The sequence below is a fragment of the Arenimonas sp. genome (assembly GCF_041919775.1).
In the GTDB taxonomy this organism is placed as follows: Bacteria; Pseudomonadota; Gammaproteobacteria; order Xanthomonadales; family Xanthomonadaceae; genus Arenimonas.
In genome coordinates, this window is sequence record NZ_JAYRTE010000002.1 from 1 (window position 1) to 22,456 (window position 22,456).

Genomic DNA, 22,456 nt, shown 5'->3' on the forward strand with positions numbered 1-22,456 from the left:
GAGCCCGGCGGCGAGGCCGAGGACGAGATCTGCGAACTGAGCGCGCTGCCCAGCGAGCTGCTCATCGCGCCCAGGCTGGCCATCTGCGCCGTTGAACCCCGGTACCAGCCCATCGAGCGCGCGGTTTGTTCGGCCTGGGCCGCGCCCACTGCGGAAGTAAAGTGTTTCGTCCAGGCCTCTTCCACGTCGAGCGCCAGCGCGTAGGGCAGCAGCGCCTGGTAGCGCTCGGGATCCGGCGACGGCGCGTCGGGGCCGCCGGGCTTGGCCAGGCGGGCCAGCTCGTCGCGTTCGGCCACGCCGAGGTACAGGCGCAGGCCCTCGATGTGGTCGAGCAGCTTCCGCCCTTCGGGCGTCGGCGCCTTCATCAGGTAGCCGAAACCCACGTGCGCAACCAGCGCCAGGGCCAGCAGCAGGATGATGAGCGGGATCCCGCTGCCGCCCGCGACCAGGAAGGCCAGCGCGCCGTAGCCGAAGGAAAACAGCCAGCCCAGCAGCAGCGGCAGGCCGTTGCGCTTGAAGTAGGCCGGGTGCATCTTCTTGTCGAGTGCCGCGGTGTGCAGGATGCGCGCACCGCCGATCACCGAGGCGTTGGTGTCCTTGAGTTCGACCCGGCTGTCCTTGGAGAACAGCTTCTCCACCAGCTTGCTCTGCGCTTCGGAGGCGATCGGCTCGACGCTGACGCTGCGTTCGAGCACCCACTTCTTCGCGCCATCCTGCTCCACCAGGACGTGCCCGTGCACGCCCAGATCGACGATGTCGGCAGCGAAGCAGCGGTCGGTGTAGGCCTGTTTCCACAGGTAGCGCAGCTCGCCCGGGGTGAAGCCTTCCGGCGCCTCGTAGCGCGGGAAGATCGACCCCGGCGGCAGGTCGCGGCCGACGCGGTGCCAGTTCAGCAGGTACCAGGGCAGCAGCAGCAACAGGCCCAGCAGGGCGACGAGCCCGCCGGCGTTGTCGCGCAGCAGCCAGAACAGGCGTCGCGCGGCCGATGGTTCGGTCACCAGGCCCTTCGGGAAACCGACGACGATGGTCAGTCCTTCGTAGGATCCGAGCGGATTGGCGGTCCGGAACTCCGCCACCCCGGGCTCCGGGACCCGCGAAAGATAATTGGAGAGCGTTGAACCCTGCGGCCCGGTGTAGCCGTCGAGCCGCATCTCCCCCGCCGGCACCGGTGCCGGCAGCGTCACCTTCGCGCTGGCCTGCTCAATGGTGAAATCCCAGCCCAGCCCCGTGACGTTCCAGTACAGCTCGTCGTGCTCGTCGAAAAAACCGATCTGCCGCGACGTCCGGTAGCGGATCGAGAACGTGTAGTCGGCCGGCACCGGCAGGAAAGCGTCGCCGCCGGTGTTCACGCGCACGCCGTTGGACTGCTTCTCGGTGAACCAGGACTCCGCTTCGCCGTCGCGCTGGACGCCCAGCACTTCGAAGTCCACGACGTAGCGGTTGCCCAGGCGGTCCTTGTAGCGCGTCGGGAAATCCCGGTAGATGCCGCGGCGGATCCGGTTGCCCTCGGCGCGCACGGTGATGTGCTCGGTGACCTCCATCGAACCGTCGGCCAGCACCGTGATGTCGGCGTGGTAGGCCGTGATTCGCTCCTGCGCGGCGGCCGGGGCGACCCAGGCCAGCAGCAGGCAGGCGGCGAGCGCGAACAGGCGGCTCATGCCGACACCCGCGGCGCCGCACGCGAGCCTTCGTCGGCTTCGTAGAACTCCGCCTCGCGGAAACCGAAGCTGCCCGCCACCACCAGGTCGGGGAAACGCTGCACGGCGTCGTTGTTGGCGCGCACCGCGCCGTTGTAGAAGCGCCGGGCGTACTGCAGGTGGTCCTCGACCTCGACCAGGTCGTTCTGCAGTTTCAGGAAGTTCTCGCTGGCCTTGAGGTCCGGATAGGCCTCCTTGAGCAGCATCAGCCGGCCCAGCCCAGCCTCGAGCTGGCCCTCCAGCCCGGCCAGGCGCGCCGGCGACGAGGTCTGCATGGCCTGGGCGCGCAGCTCGGTGACGTTCTCGAGCACGGCCTTCTCGTGGCCGGCGTAGGCACGCACGGCCTCGACCAGGCGCGGCACCAGGTCGTGGCGGCGCATCAGCTGCACGTCTATGTCGCTCCAGCCGGCCCGCACCTGGTTGCGCAGGCGCACCAGCCGGTTGAAGGTGAAGACGAGCCACAGCACCAACACCAGGCTCACGATGATGAGCAACAGCACCATGAATATGTCTCCCCCTTCGAGATGGGCCCGATTATCCACATCCCGGGCGACGGCTGCCCGCCCTCGGTTATAGTCGGGCGCCCCGGGCCGCTGATGACGGCCCGCCCACGTTTCCCGGAGACTTTGAATGGCCGATCCCGCGACCAAGAAGCGCAGCCTGATGGACCGCTTCCTGACCATCGTCGAGCGCGGTGGCAATGCCCTGCCCCATCCCGCCACGCTGTTCGCACTGCTGGCCCTGGCCGTGGTGGTGATGTCCTGGCTGGCCTCGATGGCCGGCCTGAGCGTGGCGCATCCGTCCACCGGCGAGATCGTCACGCCGGTGAACCTGATGAGCATCGAGGGCCTGCACCGCATGCTCACCGGCGCGGTGACCAACTTCACCGGCTTCGCGCCGCTGGGCGTGGTGCTGGTGGCGCTGATCGGCATCGGCGTGGCCGAACACAGCGGCCTGATCGGCGCCTCGCTGCGCATGCTGGTGCTGGCGGCGCCGCGGTTCCTGCTGACGCCGGTGCTGGTCTTCGCCGGCGTGATGTCGAACATGGCCAGCGAAATCGGCTACGTGCTGCTGGTGCCGCTGGGCGCGCTGATCTTCCTGTCGGCCGGCCGCCATCCCATCCTCGGCATGGCGGCGGTATTCGCCGGCGTGTCCGGCGGTTATTCGGCCAACCTGCTGATCGGCACCATCGACCCGCTGCTGTCGGGCCTGTCGCAGGAAGCGGCGCGCATCGTTGATCCGAACTACACGGTCAGCCCGCTGGCGAACTGGTATTTCATGATCGCCTCGACGCCGGTGATCACCCTGCTGGGCTGGTTCGTCACCGAAAGGATCGTCGCGCCGCGCTTCGCCGACGCGCCTACGCAGGTGGTCAAGACCGCCGACGACGTGGACCCGGACTCGCAGAAGCTGAGCAAGGCCGAGAAGCGCGGCATGGGCTACGCCGCCATCGCGGTCGCCCTGTTCACCCTGATCCTGGTCTGGTCAGCCCTGCCACAGGGAACGATCCCGGGCGCCGGCTTCCTGCGCGATGCACAGACCGGCGACCTGCTGCGTTCGCCCTTCCTCAGCGGCGTGGTGGTCATCATCTTCCTCTACGGCGTCATCGCCGGCATTGCCTTCGGCGTCGGCGCCGGCACGATCAAGTCGGACAGCGACGTCATCAAGGGCATGTCGGCGAGCATGAGCACGCTGGGCGGCTACCTGGTGCTGGTGTTCTTCGCGGCGCAGTTCGTGGCCTTCTTCAACTGGACCCAGCTTGGCCTGGTGTTCGCCGTCGAAGGCGCCGACTTCCTCAAGGCGCTGGGCCTGCCGACGATCCCGCTGTTCATCTGCTTCATCCTGCTCACCGCGACGGTGAACCTGTTCATGGGCTCGGCCTCGGCCAAGTGGGCGCTGATGGCGCCGGTGTTCATCCCGATGTTCATGCTGCTGGGCTATTCGCCGGAGATGACCCAGGTGGCCTACCGCGTCGGCGACAGCGTCACCAACATCATCTCGCCAATGATGAGCTACTTCGCGCTGATCATCGCCTTCTTCCAGCGCTACGAGCCCAAGGCCGGCATCGGCACGCTGGTGGCGACGATGCTGCCGTATTCGATCGTGTTCCTGATCGGCTGGAGCCTGATGTTCGGCGTCTGGATCTGGTTCGAGCTGCCGATCGGCCCGGATTCGCCGCTGACCTACATCCCGGCCGCCCCCGTCGCGAACTGAGCCATGTCGCGCTGGCGGCCGCCGGGCGAAAAGTCCACGGCGATCATCACCCGCGCCGGCTTCGACCGCCTGCGCGCCGAGCTCGACGAGCTCTGGCGCGTCCGGCGGCCGGTGGTGGTCAAGGCCCTGGCCGATGCCGCGGCCGAGGGCGACCGCAGCGAAAACGCGGAATACACCTACCGCAAGAAGCAGCTGGGCGAGATCGACCGGCGCGTTCGCTACCTGACCAAACGCATCGAGGTGCTGAAGGTCGCCGAAGGCCCGCCTTCGGACCAGGGCGCGATCTTCTTCGGCGCGGTGTTCGAGATCGAGGACATCGAAAGCGGCGACTGCGTGCGCTACCGCATCGTAGGCCCCGACGAAACCGACGCGAAGGCCGGCTGGATCAGCGTGGATTCGCCGCTGGCACGTGCGGCGCTACGCAAGCGCGTGGACGATGAGTTCGAAGTGCAGCTGCCGGCGGGGCCGGCGCGTTACGTCGTCGTCTCCGTCAGTTACGACGACTAGGGGACGGGTGCAATTTGCCCAGGGGATGCGTGGGCTGACGAACAAGGTCCGGGCAAATTGCACCCGTCCCCTACGCCTCGTCGCCGACCAGGCCGAACAGGTCATGCTCGTCGCTGCCCATGATGCGCACTTCGCAGAAATCACCGGGCTTGAGGCCGGCGGCCTCGCCGTCCTGGATCTGCACCAGGCCGTCGATCTCGGGCGCGTCGGCCATGGACCGGGCGATGGCCAGCTCGCCGTCGATCGCGTCCACCAGGCAGCGCTGCACCGTGCCGACCTTGCGTTCGAGTTTCTCGGCGCTGATCTCGGCCTGCAGGGCCATGAAACGCGCCAGCCGCTCCTGCTTCACCTCTTCCGGCACCGGGTCGGGCAGCGCGTTCGCGGCCGCGCCGTCCACTGGCGAATAGGCGAAGGCGCCGACCCGGTCGAGTTCAGCCTGGTCGATGAAGGCCAGCAGCTGCTCGAAGTCGTCCTCGGTTTCTCCGGGGAAACCGACGATGAAGGTGCTGCGGATGGTCAGCTCCGGGCAGATCGCGCGCCAGCGCTGCACGCGCTCGAGTGTCTTCTCAACCGCGCCGGGACGCTTCATCAGCTTCAGGATGCGCGGGCTGGCGTGCTGGAACGGGATGTCCAGGTAGGGCAGCACCTTGCCCTCGGCCATCAGCGGAATGATCTCGTCCACGTGCGGGTACGGGTAGACGTAGTGCAGGCGCGTCCACAGGCCCAGTTCGGACAGGCCCTCGCACAGCCCCTTCATGCGGGTCTCGTAGGACTTCCCGCGCCACTCGCGCTGGGCGTAGCGCAGGTCGACGCCGTAGGCGCTGGTGTCCTGGGACACGACCAGCAGCTCCTTCACCCCGCCGCGCGCCAGCTTCTCGGCCTCGCGCAGCACCTCGTCCACCGGCCGCGACACCAGGTCGCCGCGCATCGACGGGATGATGCAGAAGCTGCAGCGGTGGTTGCAGCCTTCGGAAATCTTCAGGTAGGCGTAGTGCTTCGGGGTCAGCTTCAGGCCATAGTCCGGCACCAGGTCCACGAAGGGGTCGTGTTTGGGCGGCAGCGCCTTGTGCACCGCCGACATCACGCTGGCGTAATCCTGCGGGCCGCTGATCGACAGCACGTCCGGGTGCGCCTGCAGGATCTGCTCCGGGCGCTTGCCCAGGCAGCCGGTGACGATCACCTTGCCATTCTCGGCCAGGGCCTCGCCGATGGCGTCCAGGCTTTCGGCCACGGCCGAGTCGATGAAGCCGCAGGTGTTGACCACCACCACGTCGGCGTCGTCGTAGCTGGGCACGATGTCGTAACCCTCGACCCGGAGCTGGGTGAGGATGCGTTCGGAATCGACGAGGGCCTTCGGGCAGCCGAGGCTGACGAAGCCCACCTTGGGCTGGCTGGCGGACATGGGGCACGGGTTCGGGACGGGGCGCGGAGTATACCCTCCCCCGGCCCCCCGGCCGGTGTAGGCTAGGCGCCGGGGACAGCTGAACCGGGGAAAGCCGCGATGGGCCAATCGATCTCCATCAACACCCGCCACGGGCGGATTTCCGGCTACCAGGCGCGGCCGCATATCCCGCCGCGCGGCGCGATCATCCTGGTGCACGAGATCTTCGGCGTGAACCACTACATCCGCGCCCAGGCCGACCGCTTCGCCAACTACGGTTACCTCACGGTGGCCCCGGCCCTGTTCGACCAGGTCCACCCGGGCACCGAGCTGGGCTACGACGACGAGTCCGTGGCCAAGGGCCGCGCGATCGCCGAAGAGCTGGGTTTCAACGGCGCCCTGGACGGCGTGCGCGGCGCCTACGACATGCTCGAGGCCGAGAACCGCGTCGTCGTGCTGGGCTATTGCTGGGGCGGCAGCGTCGCCTTCCTCGCCAATACCCGGCTGGGCCTGCCGGCCGTCAGCTATTACGGCGGCCGCACCGTCCCCCTGCTCGGCGAGCGCCCGAAGGCGCCGCTGCTGCTGCATTTCGGCGAAAACGACCCGCTGATCCCGCCCGAGGACGTGCAAAAGCACCGGGACGCGCTGTCCGGGGCGGAAATCCACGTCTGGCCCGACGCCGGCCACGGCTTCGACTGCGACCAGCGGGCGGACTACAACGCCGAGGCCTCGCAGCAGGCCCTGCAGCGCACGCTGATGTTCCTGCAGAAGAACCTGCGCTGAGCATGGCCGGCGGTTTTTGCCTGGACCCGCGGCTGGCGGGTGATTCGGTGCTGGTCGCCGACGGCCCGCTGTCCCAGCTGCGGCTGATGGACGACGCCCGTTTTCCCTGGCTCGTGCTGGTGCCGCGCCTGCCGGGCGCCGAGGAATGGCTGGACCTGGACGGCGACGCCCAGCGCCTGCTGCTGGCCGAGATCAACCTCGCCGGCCGCGCGCTGCGTTCGCTCGGCCCCGTGCACAAGCTCAACATCGGCGCGCTGGGCAACATCGTGCGCCAGCTGCACGTGCACGTGGTGTCGCGCCGGGAAGGCGACGCCGCCTGGCCGGGCCCGGTCTGGGGCAGCGGCCCGCGCCAGCCTTATGCGGATGCGGCGCGCGTAGCGCTGGTATCGTCCCTGCGCAAAGGCCTGGAAGACCCCGGCCGCTGAACCGGAGCCCCCATGAAAGGCAACCTCATCCCCGCCATCATCCTGATCGTGCTCGGCGCCCTGCTGCTGGCCAACAACCTGGTGCCGAACTTCCGCGTCTGGGAAATGCTGCTGGACTGGTGGCCGCTGGTGCTGATCGCCCTGGGCATCAACATGCTGGTGAAGAAGGGCTGAGGCCGCCCCTCAGGTGCGCGGCAGCGTCACCCCGGTCTGGCCCTGGTATTTGCCGCCGCGGTCCTTGTAGCTGGTCTCGCAGACTTCGTCGGACTGGAAGAACAGCATCTGCGCCACGCCTTCGCCGGCGTAGATCTTGGCCGGCAGCGGGGTGGTGTTGCTGAACTCCAGGGTCACGTGCCCTTCCCACTCGGGCTCGAGCGGCGTGACGTTGACGATGATGCCGCAGCGGGCATAGGTGCTCTTGCCCAGGCACACCACCAGGGTGTCGCGCGGGATGCGGAAGAACTCCACCGTGCGCGCCAGCGCGAAGCTGTTGGGCGGGATGATGCAGACGTCCGATTCCACGTCCACGAAGCTCGACGGGTCGAAGGCCTTGGGGTCGACGATCGTCGAGTTGATGTTGGTGAATATCTTGAACTCGCGCGCGCAGCGCACGTCGTAGCCGTAGCTCGAGGTGCCGTAACTGACGATGCGGTGGCCGTCGGCGGCGTGCTTGACCTGGCCGGGCTCGAAGGGCTCGATCATGCCCTGCTGCTCGGCCATGCGGCGGATCCACTTGTCGGACTTGATGCTCATGCGGGGGCTCGTGGGCGAAAGGCCGGATTCTAGCCGGTTGGGCGGCCGCGGCGGGCCGCCGCGGGCTCAGGTGTTCTGGATGACGATGTTGGGCAGGCCGATCGCCTTGTTGCGCGCTTCCAGCGAAAGCCGGGCCGCGGTGCGCCGGGCGATGTCCCGGTAGACCAGGGCCAGGCGCGAAGCCGGGTCGGCTGCCACGGTCGGCGTGCCCGAATCGGCCTGTTCACGGATGCGGATGTCCAGCGGCAGCGCGCCCAGCAGCGGCACCTCGTACATCGCCGCCATGCGCTCGCCGCCGCCGGCGCCGAATACGTGTTCGGTGTGGCCGCAGTTCGTGCAGGTGTGCACGGCCATGTTCTCGACGATGCCGAGCACCGGCACCTCGACCTTGGCGAACATCTGCAGGGCCTTGCGGGCGTCGAGGGTGGCGATGTCCTGGGGCGTGGTGACGATGACCGCGCCCGACACCGGCACCCGCTGGGCCAGGGTCAGCTGGATGTCGCCGGTGCCCGGCGGCAGGTCGATCACCAGGTAATCAAGATTGTCCCAGCGGGTGTCGTTGAGCAGCTGCTGCAAGGCCTGGGTGACCATCGGGCCACGCCAGATCATCGGCGTGTCCTCGCCGACCAGCAGGCCGATCGACATCGCCTGCAGGCCGTGGTTGCGCTTGGGCTCGATGGACTTGCCGTCCGGGCTGTCCGGCCGGCCTTCGAGCCCCAGCATCTTGGGAATCGAGGGGCCGTAGATATCGGCGTCGAGCACGCCGACGCTGGCGCCCTCGGCCTGAAGGGCCAGGGCCAGGTTGACCGCCGTGGTGGACTTGCCGACGCCGCCCTTGCCCGAGGCGACGGCGATGATGTTGCGCACGCCCGGCAGCGGGGTCAGGTCCTTCTGGACCTTGTGGGCCTGGACCCGCGATGCCACCGAGACCGTGGCCGCGGCCACCCCGGGCAGGGCCTCGAGCGCGCCCCGGACCTGCGCCTCCAGGCTGTCGTGCCAGCCGGCGGCCGGATAGCCCAGCAGCAGCTCGACCGCGACGCGGTCCCCGTCCACCCCGATGCCCCGCACGCAGCCCTGGGCGACCAGGTCGCGGCCGGTATGGGGATCGACCACGGTGGCCAGGGCGCTGCGTACGGCGGATTCGTTCAGGGACATCTCAAACTCCTGTTTTTCCAGCGATTAGTGCCGGTTTTGTGACGGCGGTCTTCAGTTTTGTGACCAGGCCGGAAGTCATGCTGCATTTCGGCCCGGCCCTGTGTTACTTTCCGGTTAAGGCGACGCCGGGGTTGGGTACGCCGAAAAGCAAGTTCAAGCCAGATCCAAATAAAACGTGTCCATTCTAGGGGGTCCAATGACTACTGCTCCAATTGCCGGGTACCGCCGTTCGGTGCTTGCGCGTTCCCTTGCCTTTGCCCTGACCATCCCGTTTGCCTGCGGCGCCGCGTTTGCCCAGGAAGCGTCGGACGAGGAAGAGGAAGATTCCGCCGACACCACCCAGCTCGATACCGTCGAAGTCGTCGGCTCCCGCATCAAGCGCGCCGAGATCGAAGGTCCGTCCCCGGTCACCGTGATCACCGCGGCGCAGATCGAGGCGGAGGGCTTCAACACCGTCTATGACGCGCTCAACACGCTGACCCAGACCACCGGCTCGATCCAGAACGAGCTGACCCAGAGCGGCTTCACCCCGAACGCCCAGGTGCTGAACCTGCGTGGCCTCGGCCCGGGCCGCGTGCTGACCCTGATCAACGGCCGCCGCGCCGCTGACTACCCGCTGCCCTACAACGGCCAGTCGAACTTCGTGAACCTGTCCTCGGTCCCGGCCGCGGCGGTCGAGCGCATCGAACTGCTGGCCGGCGGCGCTTCGGCCATTTACGGCTCCGACGCGGTCGCGGGCGTGGTCAACATCGTCCTGAAGTCCAACTTCGAAGGCCAGTACCTGTCCTACCTGACCGGCCGGCCGACCCGTGGTGGCGCCCCGACCAACAACATCCAGTGGGTGGGCGGCAACACCGGCGACCGCTGGAGCCTGACCTACGCCGTCGAGTACTACGACCGCGGCGAGATGTTCGCTTCCGAGCGTGACTTCATGGACTCCTACCGCGACGACCCCTCGGTCGACCCGGCGACGGCCACCGCGGTGCAGGGCATCCGCCTGCGTGACCGCCTCGCCGGCCCGGGTGCCATCGGCACCGGTCCGCAGAGCCAGGTCTGGCAGAACGGCGAGACCCTGGAGTCGACCTGCGCCCGCTGGGGCGGCGACTTCGAGATCGACACCCGTACCGGCAGCGCCAACCCGGCGAACGACGGCAGCTGGTGCGGTTACTACGGCTATCCGGCGACCCAGGCCATCCGCAACTCGGACGAGAACATCTCCGGTTACATATACGGCACCCTGGACATCACCGACAACACCCAGGCTTTCATGAGCCTGAACGTCTGGGATTCCGAGGCCTCCGCCGCGTCGAACACCCAGTTCTGGTCGGTGCCGCTGTACTACGACCCGAACTACGGTTCGATCATGGACGGCCAGCGCATCTTCACCCCGAATGAAACCGGCGGTGTCGGCGGCCAGCGCACCATCTTCAACGAGCGTGCCATCGACTTCGCGGCCGGCCTGCGTGGCTCCTTCGCCGACAGCCGCTACACCTGGGACCTCGTGCTGAGCCACTCGCAGTACGAAACCAGCAACGACCGTCCGCGCTTCCTGGCCCAGGAACTGACCAACTTCTTCCTCGGCCCGCGCCTGGGCACGGTTTCCGGTTACCCGGTGTACGAGCTGAACCAGGATCGTTACTTCAACCCGATCACGGCCGCCGAGTTCAACGCGATGTCCACCATCGTCAAGACCGAAGCCGACTCGTCCGCCACCAACGCGCAGTTCGTCGTTACCGGCGACCTGTTCGAAATGCCGGCCGGCCCGCTTTCGTTCGCGGCCGTGGTCGAAATGGGCTCCCAGGAATATGACCTGAACCCGGATCCGCGCATCCTGCCGGGCCAGAACATCATCTACAACCTGACCGGCACCGGCGGCGGCGGCGAGCGTGACCGTTACGCGTTCGGCACCGAGTTCTCGATCCCGCTGCACGACACCTTCAAGGCCACCCTGGCGGCGCGTTACGACGTCTACGACGACATCACCGCCGTGGACAACGCCTTCACCTGGAATGCCGGCCTCGAGTGGCGTCCGACCGACAGCCTGCTGTTCCGCGGCGCCTACTCCACCTCGTTCCGCGCTCCGGACATGCACTTCGTGTTCGCCGAGACCAGCGGTTTCTTCCAGACCTCGTTTGACGAATTCGCCTGCCGCAACGCCGGCCTGACCGTCACGCAGTGCGGCAACTCGGGTGTCTACAACTACTCGGTGTTCGGTACCCGCGAAGGCAACCCGGACCTGGAAGAAGAGACCGGCCGCAGCTACACCGTCGGCATGGTGTGGGACATCGTCGACAACCTGGCCCTGACCGTCGATTACTACAACATCGAGCTCGAGGGCGGCGTGCGTGACCTGAGCCGCTCCTACATCCTGCAGAACGAGGCGGACTGCCGCCTTGGCCAGGATCGCCAGGGCAATGCGGTCGACGGCGGCTCGGCGTTCTGCCAGTACATCACCGGCTTCGTCACCCGCACCGTCGGTGGTCCGAACGACGGTCGCCTGGAGCAGATCGACAGCATCCCGATCAACGGTTCCTTCATCTCGAACGAAGGCATCGATGCCAGCATCCGCTACACGCTGGACACCGACCGCATGGGCAACTTCGGCTTCCAGCTCGGCTGGTCGCACGTGCTTGACCAGAAGTTCGCCGAGTTCGAAGGCCAGCCGCGCGACAGCTACCGCGACGACCTGACCAACTTCGACTTCCGCAGCCGTATGCGTGGCAGCGTGTCCTGGCAGTACAAGGACCTCGACGTCACCGTGTTCGGCACCCGTTACGGCTCGCTGCCGAACTGGGCGGAAACCGGCCGCATCGCGCCCTACCACGTGTACAACCTCAACGTTGGCTACGAGTTCACCGAGAACTTCCGCGCCAGCCTGATCGTGAACAACGTGCTGGACAAGATCGCCCCGAAGGACGACACCTTCTTCACCTACCCGTTCTTCTGGCGCGCCTTCAGCCCGATCGGCCGCGAGGTCTTCGTGCAGGCCGAGTTCAACTGGTAAGAGCTGCAAGACTGGTCGCATGACCAAGGGCCCGGCGAAAGCCGGGCCCTTTTTTATGCCCACCCCTGTAGGAGCGCCTTCAGGCGCGAATCTTTTGGCTTTGCCTGCGGCAAAGAAGGGATTCGCGCCTGAAGGCGCTCCTACAGGCGGCTTCCTCTGGGATAATGCAGGCCTTCTTCGCACCGACTCCTTCCGATGACGCCCCGCCCCGCCCTCGTCACCACTGCCCTTCCCTATGCCAACGGCCCACTGCACCTGGGCCACCTGGTGGGTTACATCCAGGCCGACATCTGGGTCCGGGCCCGGCGGCTGGCCGGCGGCGAGGTGCACTTCGTTTGCGCCGACGACGCCCACGGCACCCCGATCATGCTGGCCGCCGAAAAGGCCGGCATGGCGCCCGAGGAATTCATCAAGGCCATCCAAGAGGGGCACGAAGCCGATTTCGCGCGGTTCGGCGTGCACTTCGACCACTACCACTCGACCCACTCAGACGAGAACCGGGAACTGGCCAGCCTCATCTACACGCGCCTTCGCGACGGCAGCCACGGCCCCAAGGCTGTCGCCAGCCGCTCCATCCAGCAGCTGTTCGACCCCGAGCGGAAGATGTTCCTGCCCGACCGCTACATCAAGGGCGAGTGTCCCAACTGCGGCGCCGCCGACCAGTACGGCGACAACTGCGAGGTCTGCGGCAAGGCCTATGCCCCCACCGACCTGAAGAACCCGCGTTCGGTGGTGTCCGGCGCCACGCCGGAGCTGCGCGACTCCGAGCACTATTTCTTCGAGCTTGGCAAATTCGAGGCCTTCCTGCGCGAGTGGCTGGCCGGCGACGTCGCCCACCCGGCGGTGAAGGCCAAGCTGGCGGAATGGCTGGAAGGCGGCCTTCGCGACTGGGACATCAGCCGCGACGCGCCCTACTTTGGCTTCCCGATTCCCGACGCGCCGGGCAAGTATTTCTATGTCTGGCTCGATGCACCCATCGGCTACCTGGCCTCGTTCAAGGCCCTGTGCGCGAAGAAGGGCCTGGACTTCGGCGCTTACACCGACGAGGCCCGCAACCCGGCCGGCGCCGCACCCACGGAAATGCACCATTTCCTGGGCAAGGACATCATCAACTTCCACGGCCTGTTCTGGCCGGCGATGCTGCACGGCGCCGGGCTGCGGCCGCCCACCGCGCTGCACGTCAACGGTTACCTCACCGTCAACGGCGCCAAGATGAGCAAGTCGCGCGGCACCTTCGTGATGGCGCGCACCTACCTCGACCATGGGCTCGACCCGGAAGCGCTGCGTTATTACTTCGCGGTCAAGACCGGCGCCGGCGTGGTCGACCTCGACCTGAACCTCGAAGACTTCGTCGCCCGCGTAAACGCCGACCTGGTCGGCAAGTTCGTCAACATCGCCAGCCGCTGCGCCGGCTTCATCAGCAAGCGCTTTGACGGCCAGCTGGCCGCCGAGCTGCCGGATCCGGCGATGTACGAACGTTTCGTCGCCGGCGCGCGCGAGGTCGCCGCCAGCTACGCCCGCGACGAATACGGCCAGGCCATGCGCCAGGTGATGGCGCTGGCGGACGAGGCCAACCGCTACATCGACGAGAACAAACCCTGGGTCATCGCCAAGCGCGAGGGCGCCGATCCCGAACTGCAGGCGGTGTGCAGCCAGGGCCTGAACCTGTTCCGGGTGCTGGCCGCGGCGCTCAAGCCGGTGCTGCCGGGCACGGTGGCGCGCGCCGAGGGCTTCCTGCGCGCCCCGGTGGACCACTGGGACGACATCGCCGCGCCGCTGCTCGGCCACGCCATCGCGCCCTTCGAAGCCCTGATGACCCGCATTGATCCCAAGAACATCGAAGCCATGACCGACGCCAGCAAGGAAGACCTCAAGCCCGCGAACGCCCCTGTAGGAGCGCCTTCAGGCGCGAAGCCTTTGCCTGCGGCAAAGAAGGAATTCGCGCCTGAAGGCGCTCCTACCGGTGAAAAATTCATCGGCATCGACGACTTCGCGAAGCTCGACCTGCGCATCGGCAAGGTCGTCGAATGTGGTTTCGTCGAGGGTTCGGACAAGCTGCTGCGCTTCCTGCTCGACGCCGGCGAGCTCGGCCAGCGGCAGATCTTCAGCGGCATCCGCGCCAGCTACGGCGAACCGGAGAAGCTGGTCGGCCGCCATGTCGTGTTCATCGCCAACCTGGCGCCGCGCAAGATGCGCTTCGGCCTGAGCGAAGGCATGATCCTCTCGGCCGGTTTCGACGGCGGTGCGCTGGCGCTGCTGGGCGCCGACGACAGTGCCGAGGCCGGCATGCCGGTGCGCTGAGGCCCGCATGGACGACATCGCCCTGCTGCTGGTCGGCGCGGTGTTCGTCAACAACTTCGTGCTGGTGAAGTTCCTGGGGCTGTGCCCCTTCATGGGCGTGTCGCGGCGGCTCGATGCCGCCTACGGCATGGCCCTGGCCACCGGCTTCGTGCTCACGCTGTCGGCCGCCCTGGCCTGGTGCGTGCACCACTGGCTGCTGGCGCCGCTGGGCCTGGAGCACCTGCGCACCCTCGGCTTCATCCTGGTCATCGCCGCCGTCGTGCAGTTCACGGAAACGGTGATGAACCGCCAGAGCCCGCGCCTGTACCGCGTGCTGGGCATCTACCTGCCGCTGATCACCACCAACTGCGCCGTACTCGGCGTGGCGCTGCTGAACGTGCAGGCGCGCCGGGGCCTGTTCGAGGCCGTGCTTTACGGCTTCGGCGCCGCGGTGGGCTTCGGTCTGGTGCTGGTCCTGTTTTCTTCGATGCGCGAACGCCTTGAAGCCGCCGACGTGCCCGCGGCGTGGCGCGGCACGCCGATCGCGCTGGTCACGGCAGGCCTGATGTCGCTGGCCTTCATGGGCTTCACCGGCATGGTGCCGGCCTGATGGGGCTGTCGGTGCTGGTGGTCGTGTTCCTGGCCGCCGTGTTCGGCGCCGTGCTGGGCTGGGCAACGGTGCGCTTTCGCGTGCAGGCCGACCCGATGGTCGAGCGCATCGACCGGCTGCTGCCGCAGACCCAGTGCGGACAGTGCGGCTACGCGGGCTGCAAACCCTATGCCGAAGCCATCGCCCGCGGCGAGGCCGACATCGACCAGTGCCCGCCCGGCGGCGAGGCCGGCGTGCGTGCACTGGCCGAACTGCTCGGGCGCGAACCCAAGCCCGTGAATCCGGAAAACGGCGTCGTCAAGCCGCCGCTGCTCGCGCTGATCGTCGAAGAAGACTGCATCGGCTGCACCAAGTGCATCCAGGCCTGCCCGGTCGACGCCATCATCGGCGCGCCCAAACGCATGCATACGGTGATCCCCGAACTGTGCACGGGCTGCGAGCTGTGCCTGCCGCCCTGCCCCGTGGACTGCATCGAACTGGTGCCGCCGGCGCCGCGGGCAAGCGAGTACCGCTGGCCCCGACCCGGGGTTCAGAGCCGTTCGACGGTGTAACCGGCCCCGCGCAGCAGCGCGACCAGGCCGTCCTCGCCCAGCAGGTGCATCGCGCCCACGACCACCAGCACGTCTTCGTCGCTGCCCCCGCGGTCGAGCCGCTGCCGGATCACCGGCAGCCAGGCCAGGTTGCGGTCGCGGTTGATGCGCGCGTACAGCTCCGGGTACTCGTCGCGCATGCGCTCATTTGTCTCGGCTTCCAGGCCGGCCACGTCGCCCCGGCGCCACAGTTCGTGCAGGCGGTTGATGTTTTGCTCCATCTCCCCGGCATCGGACAGCACGTCCTCCAGCGACTGCTGCTGCAGGCGCGGGTCCATGCCGTCGAACAGGGCGATCTGCGCGGCGCCGGTTTCCAGGCCTTCGGCAGGCTTGCCGGCTTCGGTGGCGCGCTGCGCGAAATGGCGGTCCAGCCCCATCTTCGGATCCAGGCCCAGGGCCTGCATTTCCACCAGCGAAATGGTCAGGCTGACAAACCAGGCGTCGAAGCCCTGAAGGTTCTCCAGCGGCACGGCGCGGCGCTGCGCCCAGGCCTGAAGCTGCGCCCAGGTTTCGGGTGCCAGGGTGTCCTGGAGGCGCTTGCCGTCCTCGCGCCGTGCAGCGGCGCCCATCATCTGGCCCAGTGCCGGGTCGTTCATCTCCGAAGGCGACAGTTCGAACACCACTGATTCGGCGTCCTCGAAGGCCAGGTCCGTGCTTGCGGCCAGCGGATAGTCGCCCGGGCGCAGCAAATGGAAGGAACCGAGCAGGTAGACGCTGTTGTCGGCGTCGCTGACCTTCCACAGCAGCGGCCGGGGTGGCTCGGCGCGGGCGCAGCCGGCAAGCAGGGTCAGACAGAGCAGGCAGGCGATCCAGGCCAGGCGCATCCGGGGGGTCCTTTGAACGTGGGGGCTTATTCGGGGAAAGGCAGGGGCTTCTTCTCGCCCGCCTCGATGCGCAGATCCAGGCGGTTTTCCGGGGGCGGCATCGGGCAGGTCGAGTACGGGGTGAAGGCGCAGGGCGGGTTGTAGGCACGGTTGAAGTCCAGCACCGTGCTGCCGTCTGGGCCGGCGGCTTCGGCATAGAGGAAGCGGGAGGCCGCGTAGGTTTCATGGCCGCTGGTGCGATCGGCGAATACGAAGAACAGCCGGCCATCGCCTTCGTCCAGCGCTTCCAGGCTGTAGCTGACGCCGTCCTTCTCGAAAAACACCCGGCCCGGATTCGCCATGGGCTCGACCATGCCCAGCATGTTGACGATGTCCACGGTCTTGCCGGCCGGATACGCTTCGAAACGCGCCTGGAAACGGAACCCGGGATCGATGTCGAAATAGTCGATGCCCGGGAACGAGGTCCGCGTGCGCGCCATCGCGTTGCGCACGCGCAGCGCATGGCGACCGGAGCGTTCGATCAGGATGAAGCTGGCGTCGCCCCGGTTGAAGCCGACGACCGTCGGCTTGCCGCGCGCATCGGAAACCAGCTCGACGCGTCCCTTCGCCGGTTCGCCGTCTATCCAGACTTCCGCACCCTCGGCGACGTCCAGGCGCGCGCTGCCGTCCTTGTCCAGGCTAAGCATGCCCAGCTGCGGCGGCCCAAGCTCCAGGCGGGTTCCGTTGTCCCTGGCCGAACCGACGAAGGTCGTGCCGGTGCCCACCCAGTGCAGCCCGACCAGGGACAGCCAGCCATCCGGACGCGTCAGCCGTTCGACGCGCTCGTTGCGCCAGGCGCGGATCTCGCGCTCGTAGGCCGTGCGCGCGGCCTGCTCGGCGCGGGCGGCCGCGTCGGCATTGTTTTCGCCGTCGTTGCCGCCGCAACCGGCGAGCGCGGCGGACAGGGCGAGTCCGGGCAGCAGGATCGTTCGCATCAGCGTCCCCTGAGGAAAAGTCGGTCGAGTTCGGCCTTGCTCAGCTGCACCCAGGTCGGGCGGCCGTGGTTGCACTGGCCGCTGCGTTCGGTGGCTTCCATGTCGCGAAGCAGTGCGTTCATCTCCGGCAGCGTCAGCCGGCGGTTGGCGCGCACCGAGGTGTGGCAGGCCAGGGTGGAAAGCAGTTCGTTGCGGGCCTGTTCGAGCTTGCGGCTGCTGCCGTGTTCGCGCAGGTCCGAGAGCACGTCCAGGGCCAGTGCACGCGGGTCCAGGTCGGCCAGCAGGCTGGGCACGGCGCGGATCGACAGGGCCTGCGGGCCCGCGCGCCGGATCTCGAAGCCATATTCAAGCAGGGCTTCGGCATGCTGTTCGGCGGCATCGGCCTCGCGTTCGCTGACCGCCAGCGACACCGGCACCAGCAGGGGCTGGCTGCGGATGCCCTCGCCGTCCAGCGCCGCCTTCAGGCGTTCGTAGGTGATGCGCTCGTGGGCGGCGTGCATGTCGACCAGCACAAGCCCGTGTTCATTCTCCGCCAGCACGAACACGCCGTGCAGCTGTGCGAGCGCATACCCCAGCGGCGGCGCCTCGCCTTCGTTGGCGGCCGCTGGCGCCGGGCTTGCGCCGCCCTGCCCCGGTGCCGGCGCGCGATACAGCGAGGCATAGGCAGACATCGCCTCGCGCACGGGCAGGCCGAGGCCGTCCTGGCGCGGCGCCCAGCCACCGCCACCGCCACCGGCGGGCAGCGCCGCCGTTGCCAGCTGCCCCGGCAAGGGCGAAGCTGCTTCCGCAGCGGCTGCGCCCGCGCGCGTGCCGGCCAGCGCCTCGTGCAGGGTTCGGTAAATGAATTCATGCACCAGGCGCTGTTCGCGGAAACGCACCTCGTGTTTGGCCGGGTGCACGTTGACGTCCACCTGGCGCGGATCACACTCCAGGAACAGCACGAAGGCCGGATGCCGGCCATGGAACAGCACGTCCGAATACGCCTGGCGCACCGCATGCGCGACCGTACGATCGCGGACCGCACGGCCATTGACGTAGAAGTACTGCTGGTCGGCACTCGAGCGCGCCGCGGTCGGCAGGCCGACCCAGCCGTGCAGGCGCAAGCCGGCGGCCGCATGTTCGACGGCCAGGCACTGGCGGGTGAAATCCTCGCCCAGCGCCTCGGCGACCCGGCGCAGGCGTTCCCCGCCGTCGCGCACGGGCTTGTAGTGGCGGCTGGCGCGGCCGTTGTGGCTGATGCGCAGTTCGACGCCCGGACGGGCCAGCGCCAGCGAACGCAGCCATTCCTCGATGTGGCCGAGCTCGGTGCGTTCGGCACGCAGGAACTTGCGCCGCGCCGGCACGTTGAAAAACAGGTCGCGCACTTCGACCGTGGTGCCATCGGGATGCGGATGCGGCGTGACCTCGCCAACGCGGCCGCCGTCGACCTCCAGGCGCGCGCCCTGCGCCTCGCCGCGCGGACGCGCACTGATCGCGAACCGGCTGACCGAGGCGATCGACGGCAGCGCTTCGCCGCGAAAGCCCAGCGTCGCGACTTCCTCGAGGTCTTCGATCGAGCTGATCTTGCTGGTGGCGTGGCGCGAGATCGCCAGGGCCAGCTCCGCGGCCGGGATTCCGCCGCCGTCGTCGCGGATGCGGATCAGCCGCACGCCGCCTTCCTCGAGCTCGATGTCGACGCGGCCGGCGCCGGCATCCAGTGCATTTTCGACCAGCTCCTTGACCACCGACGCGGGGCGTTCGACCACTTCGCCGGCGGCGATCTGGTTGACCAAAGTGTCGGGCAGGGCTTGGATCGGCACGTCGCGCGGGGCCTGGGTGGGAACAGGCCCGATGATACCAGCGGCGGTGCGGCTTACTCCGGCAGGCCGGCCAGCGTGGCGGTGGCCGCCGGGATGGTCAGGCGTTCGCCGACCTTCACGGTGTCGCCGCTGATGCGGTTGGCGGCGCGGATTGAATTCATCGGCACGCCGTGGCGCTGCGCGATCAGGCTCAGGGTTTCACCGCGGCTGACCACGTGCTGGCGACTGCCGCCCAGGGTGCCCTGGCGCGCGGCATACCAGGTGCCCGGGGGCGCCTGATTGGCGAAGTAGTTGCGCACGCCCGACACGATGGCGCTGGCCATGCGGCCGCGGTAGGCCGGATCGGACAGGCGGGTTTCTTCGCCGGGATTGGTGATGAAGCCGGTTTCGACCAGCATCGAGGGCACGTCGGGCGAACGCAGCACGACGAAGTTGGCGCGTTCGATCTGCTTCTTGTGGGTCTTGCCCATGCCCTTGAGCGCCGACAGCACTTCGCCGGCGACGTCGTCGGAAACGCGCATCGTGGCGTTCTGCGAAAGGTCGAGCAGCACTGCGGCGAGGTTCTTGTCGCGCGCATCCAGCGACACGCCGCCCACGAGGTCGGCGGCGTTCTCCTGGTCGGCGAGCCAGCGCGCGGCTTCGGACGAGGCGCCGCGCAGCGAGAGCACGTACACGGAGGCGCCGCTGGCCGCCTTGTTGTGGGCGGCGTCGGCGTGCACCGAGATGAAGAGGTCGGCCTGGGCTTCGCGCGCCTTCTGGTAGCGCTCGTGCAGCGGGATGAAGACGTCGGCGTCGCGGACCAGGAAAGCTTCCATGCCCGGATCGGCGTTCACCTGCCGGGCGAGCTCGCGTGCCATCGCCAGGGTGATGTCTTTTTCGTACTTGCGGCTCGGACCGATCGCGCCCGGGTCCTTGCCGCCGTGGCCGGCGTCGATGGCGATCACCAGCTTGCGTTCGCCGGCGCCGATGACATCCTCGAGCGTGCGCGCCACGGCGGGCGTGCCGCTGGGGCGGTTGTTGGAAATGAGTTCGACGATCAGGCGGGCCGAATCACCTTCGCGTTCGATGCGGCTGCGCGGCTGCACCGCGCTGCCCAGGTCGAGCACCACGCGCAGTTCGCCTTCGGCCGGCTTGCCGGTGCGCACGCCCGAGACCAGGCCGTTGGGCGACGGGGCACGGAAACCACTGGCCACCGAGGAGCCCGACAGGTCCAGCACCAAGCGGTGCGGGTTGGCCAGGGTGAAAACCTTGTAGTCGGCCGGTGCCGAAAGATCGAGCACGGCATGCGTGCCGGACTCCCCCTCGACCAGGGTCAGCGCTCGCAGCTGCGCGGCCTGGGCCACGCTGGCGGCGACGCCCAGCAGGGCGGCAAAGGAGATGGCAAGGACCCGGATCCGGCGCATGGGCCGATTGAAGCACCGCCCTTGCACGAATGCAAGGACTTTTTCCTTTGTAATCCGGCACCTGCCCCACCTTCCTAGGAATTGGGTAAGAAGGGGGCCCCAAACACACTATCCGGGGAGCCGGCCCAGCCAGGCCTCGCCGCGGGCGCTGCAGGCCTGCAGGCGAGCCACCCGCCCGGATCCGTCCATGGCCAGCCGGATGCGCAGATCGGGCGGCGGAAGCCCGACCGCCCCGCGATCCGGCCATTCCACCAGCCAAAGGCCGGCGTCCGCGAGTTCGTCCAGGCCCAGGAAGTCCAGCTCGCCGGCATCCGCCAGCCGGTAGAGGTCCAGGTGTGCTGCTTCGCCGCCGGCCGGCAGCGGGTAACGCTCGACCAGGGTGTAGGTCGGACTCTTCACCGGGCCGGTGACCCCGAGGGCACGCAGCCAGGCCCGGGCCAGGCTGGATTTGCCGGCGCCCAAGGGGCCGTCCAGGAAGACCACGGCGCCCGGCGGCTGGCTGCCCGCGAGCAGGCGGCCCAGGGCATCGGTGGCCTCGGGATCGGCCAGGGAGATTTCGCGCTCGCTCATGCGGGATTGGCCAGGCGGCGCAGGTGCGGGAACAGGTCGGAGGGCAGCAGCCCGCGTTCGCCGTCGACGCGGGCGGCGGCGTCACCGGCCGTGGAATGCAGAAGCGCCCCGGCGACGGCCGCTTCGAAGCCCGGCAGGCCCTGCGCCAGCAGCGAGGCGATGACGCCCGACAGCACGTCCCCCATGCCGCCGGTCGCCATGCCCGGGTTGCCCGCGGCGATCACCACGGGCACCCGGTCCGGCGCCGCGACCACGCTGCCGGCGCCCTTGAGCACCACCACGGCCTGGTAACGCCCGACGAGCGCAGCCGCCGCCGCGAAACGATCCGCCTGTACCTCGGCGGTGGAACAGCCGAGCAGGCGACCGGCCTCGCCGGGATGCGGCGTCAGCACGGCCTGCGGCACGAACCCGGGCGCCGACGCCATCAGGTTCAGCGCGTCGGCATCAAGCACCGCGGGCTTGCCGGTGGCCAGCGCGGCCGCAAGCAACTCCCGACCCCAGTCGCCCTGGCCCAGGCCCGGCCCGACGGCCAGTACGCTGGCGCGGCCGAGCAAGGGGGCCAGCGCGCGCGCATCTTCGACGGCGTGGGTCATCGCCTCGGGCCGGGCAGCGACCAGGGCAGCCACGCCGGCGCTGCGCGTGGCCACGCTGGCCAGGCCAACGCCGGTGCGCAGCGCCGCTTCGGCACACAGTCGCACCGCGCCGCCCATGCCGACTTCGCCACCGATGCAGAGCACATGGCCGTTCTCGCCCTTGTGCGCATTCGCGTGGCGCGGGGCCAGCCAGGCGGACAGGTCGGTGTCGCGGACCAGCCAGGCCGAAGGCGGGTCCTGGTCGGTGTCGATCGGCGGCAGGCCCAGCCGGTCCACGCGCACTTCGCCGTCGACATCGCGCGCATGGCCGGTGTAAAGCCCCTGCTTGGCGGCGATGAAGGAAATCGTCGTGCGTGCATTGACCACCATGCCCGGCGCATGGCCCCGGTCGGCATCCAGGCCCGAAGGCACGTCCAGCGCCAGCACCGGCCGGCGGCTGGCATTGATGCGTTCGATCAGCGCGCGCACGGCGTCGGTGGGCGGACGCGAGAGGCCGATGCCGTAGATCGCGTCCACCCAGACATCCACGTCCGGCAGCATGCCGTCGAAGGACTCGACCCGCCCGCCGGCTTCCCGCCAGGCCGCCAGCGCCGCCCGGGCCGGATCCCGGCGCGGATGACCGCCGGGGGCAGACACCACGTGGACCGTGCGGCCTGCCGTGCGGGCCAGCCGCGCGAGCACGTAGCCGTCGCCGCCGTTGTTCCCCGGCCCGCAGGCCACGCCGATGGTCCTGGCCTGCGGCCACTGGGCCTGAAGCAGGGCCCAGGCCGCCGCGCCGGCGCGGTTCATCAGTTCGAGCGCGGGGATGCCCCACTGTTCGATCGCGCGGCGGTCCATCGCGCGCACCTGGTCCGCGCGGTAGAGGGGGAACATGTCGGCCATGACGGGATTCTA

General features: G+C 68.6%; 20 protein-coding genes. 9 read left to right on the top strand and 11 right to left on the bottom strand.

Going from position 1 to position 22,456, the window contains the following annotated elements; genetic code table 11:
- Both ACE3TE_RS01285 and ACE3TE_RS01290 read right to left on the bottom strand, forming a co-directional pair.
- A partial coding sequence (locus tag ACE3TE_RS01285; RefSeq protein ID WP_374601481.1) for a DUF2207 domain-containing protein occupies positions 1-1,658 on the bottom strand: 1,658 nt, incomplete at its 3' end.
- Complete coding sequence (locus ACE3TE_RS01290; protein ID WP_374601483.1) at positions 1,655-2,200, bottom strand: LemA family protein; 546 nt, start codon at positions 2,198-2,200, stop codon at positions 1,655-1,657. The genes ACE3TE_RS01290 and ACE3TE_RS01285, both read right to left, overlap by 4 nt.
- A 127-nt stretch (positions 2,201-2,327) precedes the next feature.
- On the opposite strand from ACE3TE_RS01290, the gene ACE3TE_RS01295 reads away from it, so the two are divergent.
- Positions 2,328-3,911, top strand: coding sequence for an AbgT family transporter (locus ACE3TE_RS01295; RefSeq protein WP_374601484.1), 1,584 nt, complete (start codon positions 2,328-2,330; stop codon positions 3,909-3,911).
- Positions 3,912-3,914: 3 nt separating this feature from the next.
- Positions 3,915-4,418 carry a transcription elongation factor GreB gene (gene greB, locus ACE3TE_RS01300; RefSeq protein ID WP_374601486.1) on the top strand — a complete coding sequence of 168 codons (504 nt, stop codon included), beginning with the start codon at positions 3,915-3,917 and terminating at the stop codon, positions 4,416-4,418.
- Positions 4,419-4,488: 70 nt separating this feature from the next.
- On the opposite strand, the gene rimO is transcribed toward greB, so the two are convergent.
- Positions 4,489-5,820 (bottom strand): 30S ribosomal protein S12 methylthiotransferase RimO, encoded by a 1,332-nt coding sequence (gene rimO, locus ACE3TE_RS01305; RefSeq protein WP_374601488.1) that lies wholly within the window; start codon positions 5,818-5,820, stop codon positions 4,489-4,491.
- A gap of 99 nt (positions 5,821-5,919) precedes the next feature.
- Between rimO and ACE3TE_RS01310 the strand changes: the two genes are divergently transcribed.
- The 3 genes from ACE3TE_RS01310 to ACE3TE_RS01320 are packed head-to-tail and all read left to right on the top strand — an operon-like array spanning position 5,920 to position 7,181.
- The gene (locus tag ACE3TE_RS01310) at positions 5,920-6,582 is read left to right on the top strand and encodes a dienelactone hydrolase family protein (RefSeq protein WP_374601490.1); all 663 of its coding nucleotides are present in this window, start codon (positions 5,920-5,922) and stop codon (positions 6,580-6,582) included.
- Between the two features lie 2 nt (positions 6,583-6,584).
- Entirely contained in the window at positions 6,585-7,007 is a 423-nt protein-coding gene (locus ACE3TE_RS01315; protein ID WP_374601492.1) for an HIT domain-containing protein, read from the top strand.
- Positions 7,008-7,019: 12 nt separating this feature from the next.
- Complete coding sequence (locus ACE3TE_RS01320; RefSeq protein WP_374601494.1) at positions 7,020-7,181, top strand: LiaI-LiaF-like domain-containing protein; 162 nt, start codon at positions 7,020-7,022, stop codon at positions 7,179-7,181.
- Positions 7,182-7,190: 9 nt separating this feature from the next.
- Here the strand turns inward: ACE3TE_RS01320 and dcd are convergent, their stop codons facing one another.
- A complete protein-coding gene (dcd, locus tag ACE3TE_RS01325) occupies positions 7,191-7,760 on the bottom strand; it encodes a dCTP deaminase (protein WP_374601496.1) in 570 nt (189 codons plus the stop codon).
- Positions 7,761-7,826: 66 nt separating this feature from the next.
- A complete protein-coding gene (apbC, locus tag ACE3TE_RS01330; protein ID WP_374601498.1) occupies positions 7,827-8,915 on the bottom strand; it encodes an iron-sulfur cluster carrier protein ApbC in 1,089 nt (362 codons plus the stop codon).
- A 196-nt stretch (positions 8,916-9,111) separates the two neighbouring features.
- Here apbC and ACE3TE_RS01335 point away from each other — a divergent pair, with 196 nt between their 5' ends.
- From ACE3TE_RS01335 to rsxB, 4 genes are all read left to right on the top strand, one after another.
- Entirely contained in the window at positions 9,112-11,919 is a 2,808-nt protein-coding gene (locus tag ACE3TE_RS01335; RefSeq protein ID WP_374601500.1) for a TonB-dependent receptor plug domain-containing protein, read from the top strand.
- 195 nt (positions 11,920-12,114) lie between these two features.
- Complete coding sequence (gene metG / locus ACE3TE_RS01340; protein WP_374601502.1) at positions 12,115-14,220, top strand: methionine--tRNA ligase; 2,106 nt, start codon at positions 12,115-12,117, stop codon at positions 14,218-14,220.
- A gap of 7 nt (positions 14,221-14,227) precedes the next feature.
- A complete protein-coding gene (gene rsxA / locus ACE3TE_RS01345) occupies positions 14,228-14,809 on the top strand; it encodes an electron transport complex subunit RsxA (RefSeq protein WP_374601504.1) in 582 nt (193 codons plus the stop codon).
- On the top strand, positions 14,809-15,360 hold the full coding sequence (gene rsxB, locus ACE3TE_RS01350; RefSeq protein WP_374601506.1) for an electron transport complex subunit RsxB: 552 nt from the start codon (positions 14,809-14,811) through the stop codon (positions 15,358-15,360). The genes rsxA and rsxB overlap by 1 nt, the downstream gene beginning before the upstream one ends.
- On the opposite strand, the gene ACE3TE_RS01355 is transcribed toward rsxB, so the two are convergent.
- The 6 genes from ACE3TE_RS01355 to ACE3TE_RS01380 all read right to left on the bottom strand — a co-directional run bounded on the left by ACE3TE_RS01355 (position 15,339) and on the right by ACE3TE_RS01380 (position 22,444).
- Positions 15,339-16,223, bottom strand: coding sequence for a TraB/GumN family protein (locus tag ACE3TE_RS01355; RefSeq protein WP_374601507.1), 885 nt, complete (start codon positions 16,221-16,223; stop codon positions 15,339-15,341). The genes rsxB and ACE3TE_RS01355 overlap by 22 nt on opposite strands.
- A gap of 26 nt (positions 16,224-16,249) precedes the next feature.
- Entirely contained in the window at positions 16,250-17,197 is a 948-nt protein-coding gene (locus ACE3TE_RS01360; RefSeq protein ID WP_374601509.1) for a DUF1684 domain-containing protein, read from the bottom strand.
- Positions 17,197-18,996: a DNA mismatch repair endonuclease MutL gene (mutL, locus tag ACE3TE_RS01365; protein WP_374601510.1), complete on the bottom strand. Its 1,800-nt coding sequence runs from the start codon at positions 18,994-18,996 to the stop codon at positions 17,197-17,199. Before mutL ends, ACE3TE_RS01360 begins: the two co-directional genes overlap by 1 nt.
- 53 nt (positions 18,997-19,049) lie before the next feature.
- Positions 19,050-20,399: an N-acetylmuramoyl-L-alanine amidase gene (locus tag ACE3TE_RS01370; protein WP_374601511.1), complete on the bottom strand. Its 1,350-nt coding sequence runs from the start codon at positions 20,397-20,399 to the stop codon at positions 19,050-19,052.
- A gap of 108 nt (positions 20,400-20,507) precedes the next feature.
- Positions 20,508-20,969 carry a tRNA (adenosine(37)-N6)-threonylcarbamoyltransferase complex ATPase subunit type 1 TsaE gene (gene tsaE / locus ACE3TE_RS01375; protein ID WP_374601513.1) on the bottom strand — a complete coding sequence of 154 codons (462 nt, stop codon included), beginning with the start codon at positions 20,967-20,969 and terminating at the stop codon, positions 20,508-20,510.
- Entirely contained in the window at positions 20,966-22,444 is a 1,479-nt protein-coding gene (locus ACE3TE_RS01380) for an NAD(P)H-hydrate dehydratase (protein ID WP_374601514.1), read from the bottom strand. The genes tsaE and ACE3TE_RS01380 overlap by 4 nt, the downstream gene beginning before the upstream one ends.
- Positions 22,445-22,456: the final 12 nt, after the last annotated feature.

What these genes read in the sequence shown, in the direction of transcription:
- tsaE (WP_374601513.1), bottom strand. Translation starts at nt 20,969, where the DNA reads ATGAGCGAGCGCGAAATCTCCCTGGCCGATCCCGAGGCCACCGATGCC.
- dcd (WP_374601496.1), bottom strand. Translation starts at nt 7,760, where the DNA reads ATGAGCATCAAGTCCGACAAGTGGATCCGCCGCATGGCCGAGCAGCAG.
- ACE3TE_RS01380 (WP_374601514.1), bottom strand. Translation starts at nt 22,444, where the DNA reads ATGGCCGACATGTTCCCCCTCTACCGCGCGGACCAGGTGCGCGCGATG.
- rsxA (WP_374601504.1), top strand. Translation starts at nt 14,228, where the DNA reads ATGGACGACATCGCCCTGCTGCTGGTCGGCGCGGTGTTCGTCAACAAC.
- ACE3TE_RS01295 (WP_374601484.1), top strand. Translation starts at nt 2,328, where the DNA reads ATGGCCGATCCCGCGACCAAGAAGCGCAGCCTGATGGACCGCTTCCTG.
- greB (WP_374601486.1), top strand. Translation starts at nt 3,915, where the DNA reads ATGTCGCGCTGGCGGCCGCCGGGCGAAAAGTCCACGGCGATCATCACC.
- rsxB (WP_374601506.1), top strand. Translation starts at nt 14,809, where the DNA reads ATGGGGCTGTCGGTGCTGGTGGTCGTGTTCCTGGCCGCCGTGTTCGGC.
- apbC (WP_374601498.1), bottom strand. Translation starts at nt 8,915, where the DNA reads ATGTCCCTGAACGAATCCGCCGTACGCAGCGCCCTGGCCACCGTGGTC.
- ACE3TE_RS01355 (WP_374601507.1), bottom strand. Translation starts at nt 16,223, where the DNA reads ATGCGCCTGGCCTGGATCGCCTGCCTGCTCTGTCTGACCCTGCTTGCC.
- ACE3TE_RS01370 (WP_374601511.1), bottom strand. Translation starts at nt 20,399, where the DNA reads ATGCGCCGGATCCGGGTCCTTGCCATCTCCTTTGCCGCCCTGCTGGGC.
- ACE3TE_RS01360 (WP_374601509.1), bottom strand. Translation starts at nt 17,197, where the DNA reads ATGCGAACGATCCTGCTGCCCGGACTCGCCCTGTCCGCCGCGCTCGCC.
- ACE3TE_RS01320 (WP_374601494.1), top strand. Translation starts at nt 7,020, where the DNA reads ATGAAAGGCAACCTCATCCCCGCCATCATCCTGATCGTGCTCGGCGCC.
- ACE3TE_RS01310 (WP_374601490.1), top strand. Translation starts at nt 5,920, where the DNA reads ATGGGCCAATCGATCTCCATCAACACCCGCCACGGGCGGATTTCCGGC.
- ACE3TE_RS01335 (WP_374601500.1), top strand. Translation starts at nt 9,112, where the DNA reads ATGACTACTGCTCCAATTGCCGGGTACCGCCGTTCGGTGCTTGCGCGT.
- ACE3TE_RS01315 (WP_374601492.1), top strand. Translation starts at nt 6,585, where the DNA reads ATGGCCGGCGGTTTTTGCCTGGACCCGCGGCTGGCGGGTGATTCGGTG.
- metG (WP_374601502.1), top strand. Translation starts at nt 12,115, where the DNA reads ATGACGCCCCGCCCCGCCCTCGTCACCACTGCCCTTCCCTATGCCAAC.
- rimO (WP_374601488.1), bottom strand. Translation starts at nt 5,820, where the DNA reads ATGTCCGCCAGCCAGCCCAAGGTGGGCTTCGTCAGCCTCGGCTGCCCG.
- ACE3TE_RS01290 (WP_374601483.1), bottom strand. Translation starts at nt 2,200, where the DNA reads ATGGTGCTGTTGCTCATCATCGTGAGCCTGGTGTTGGTGCTGTGGCTC.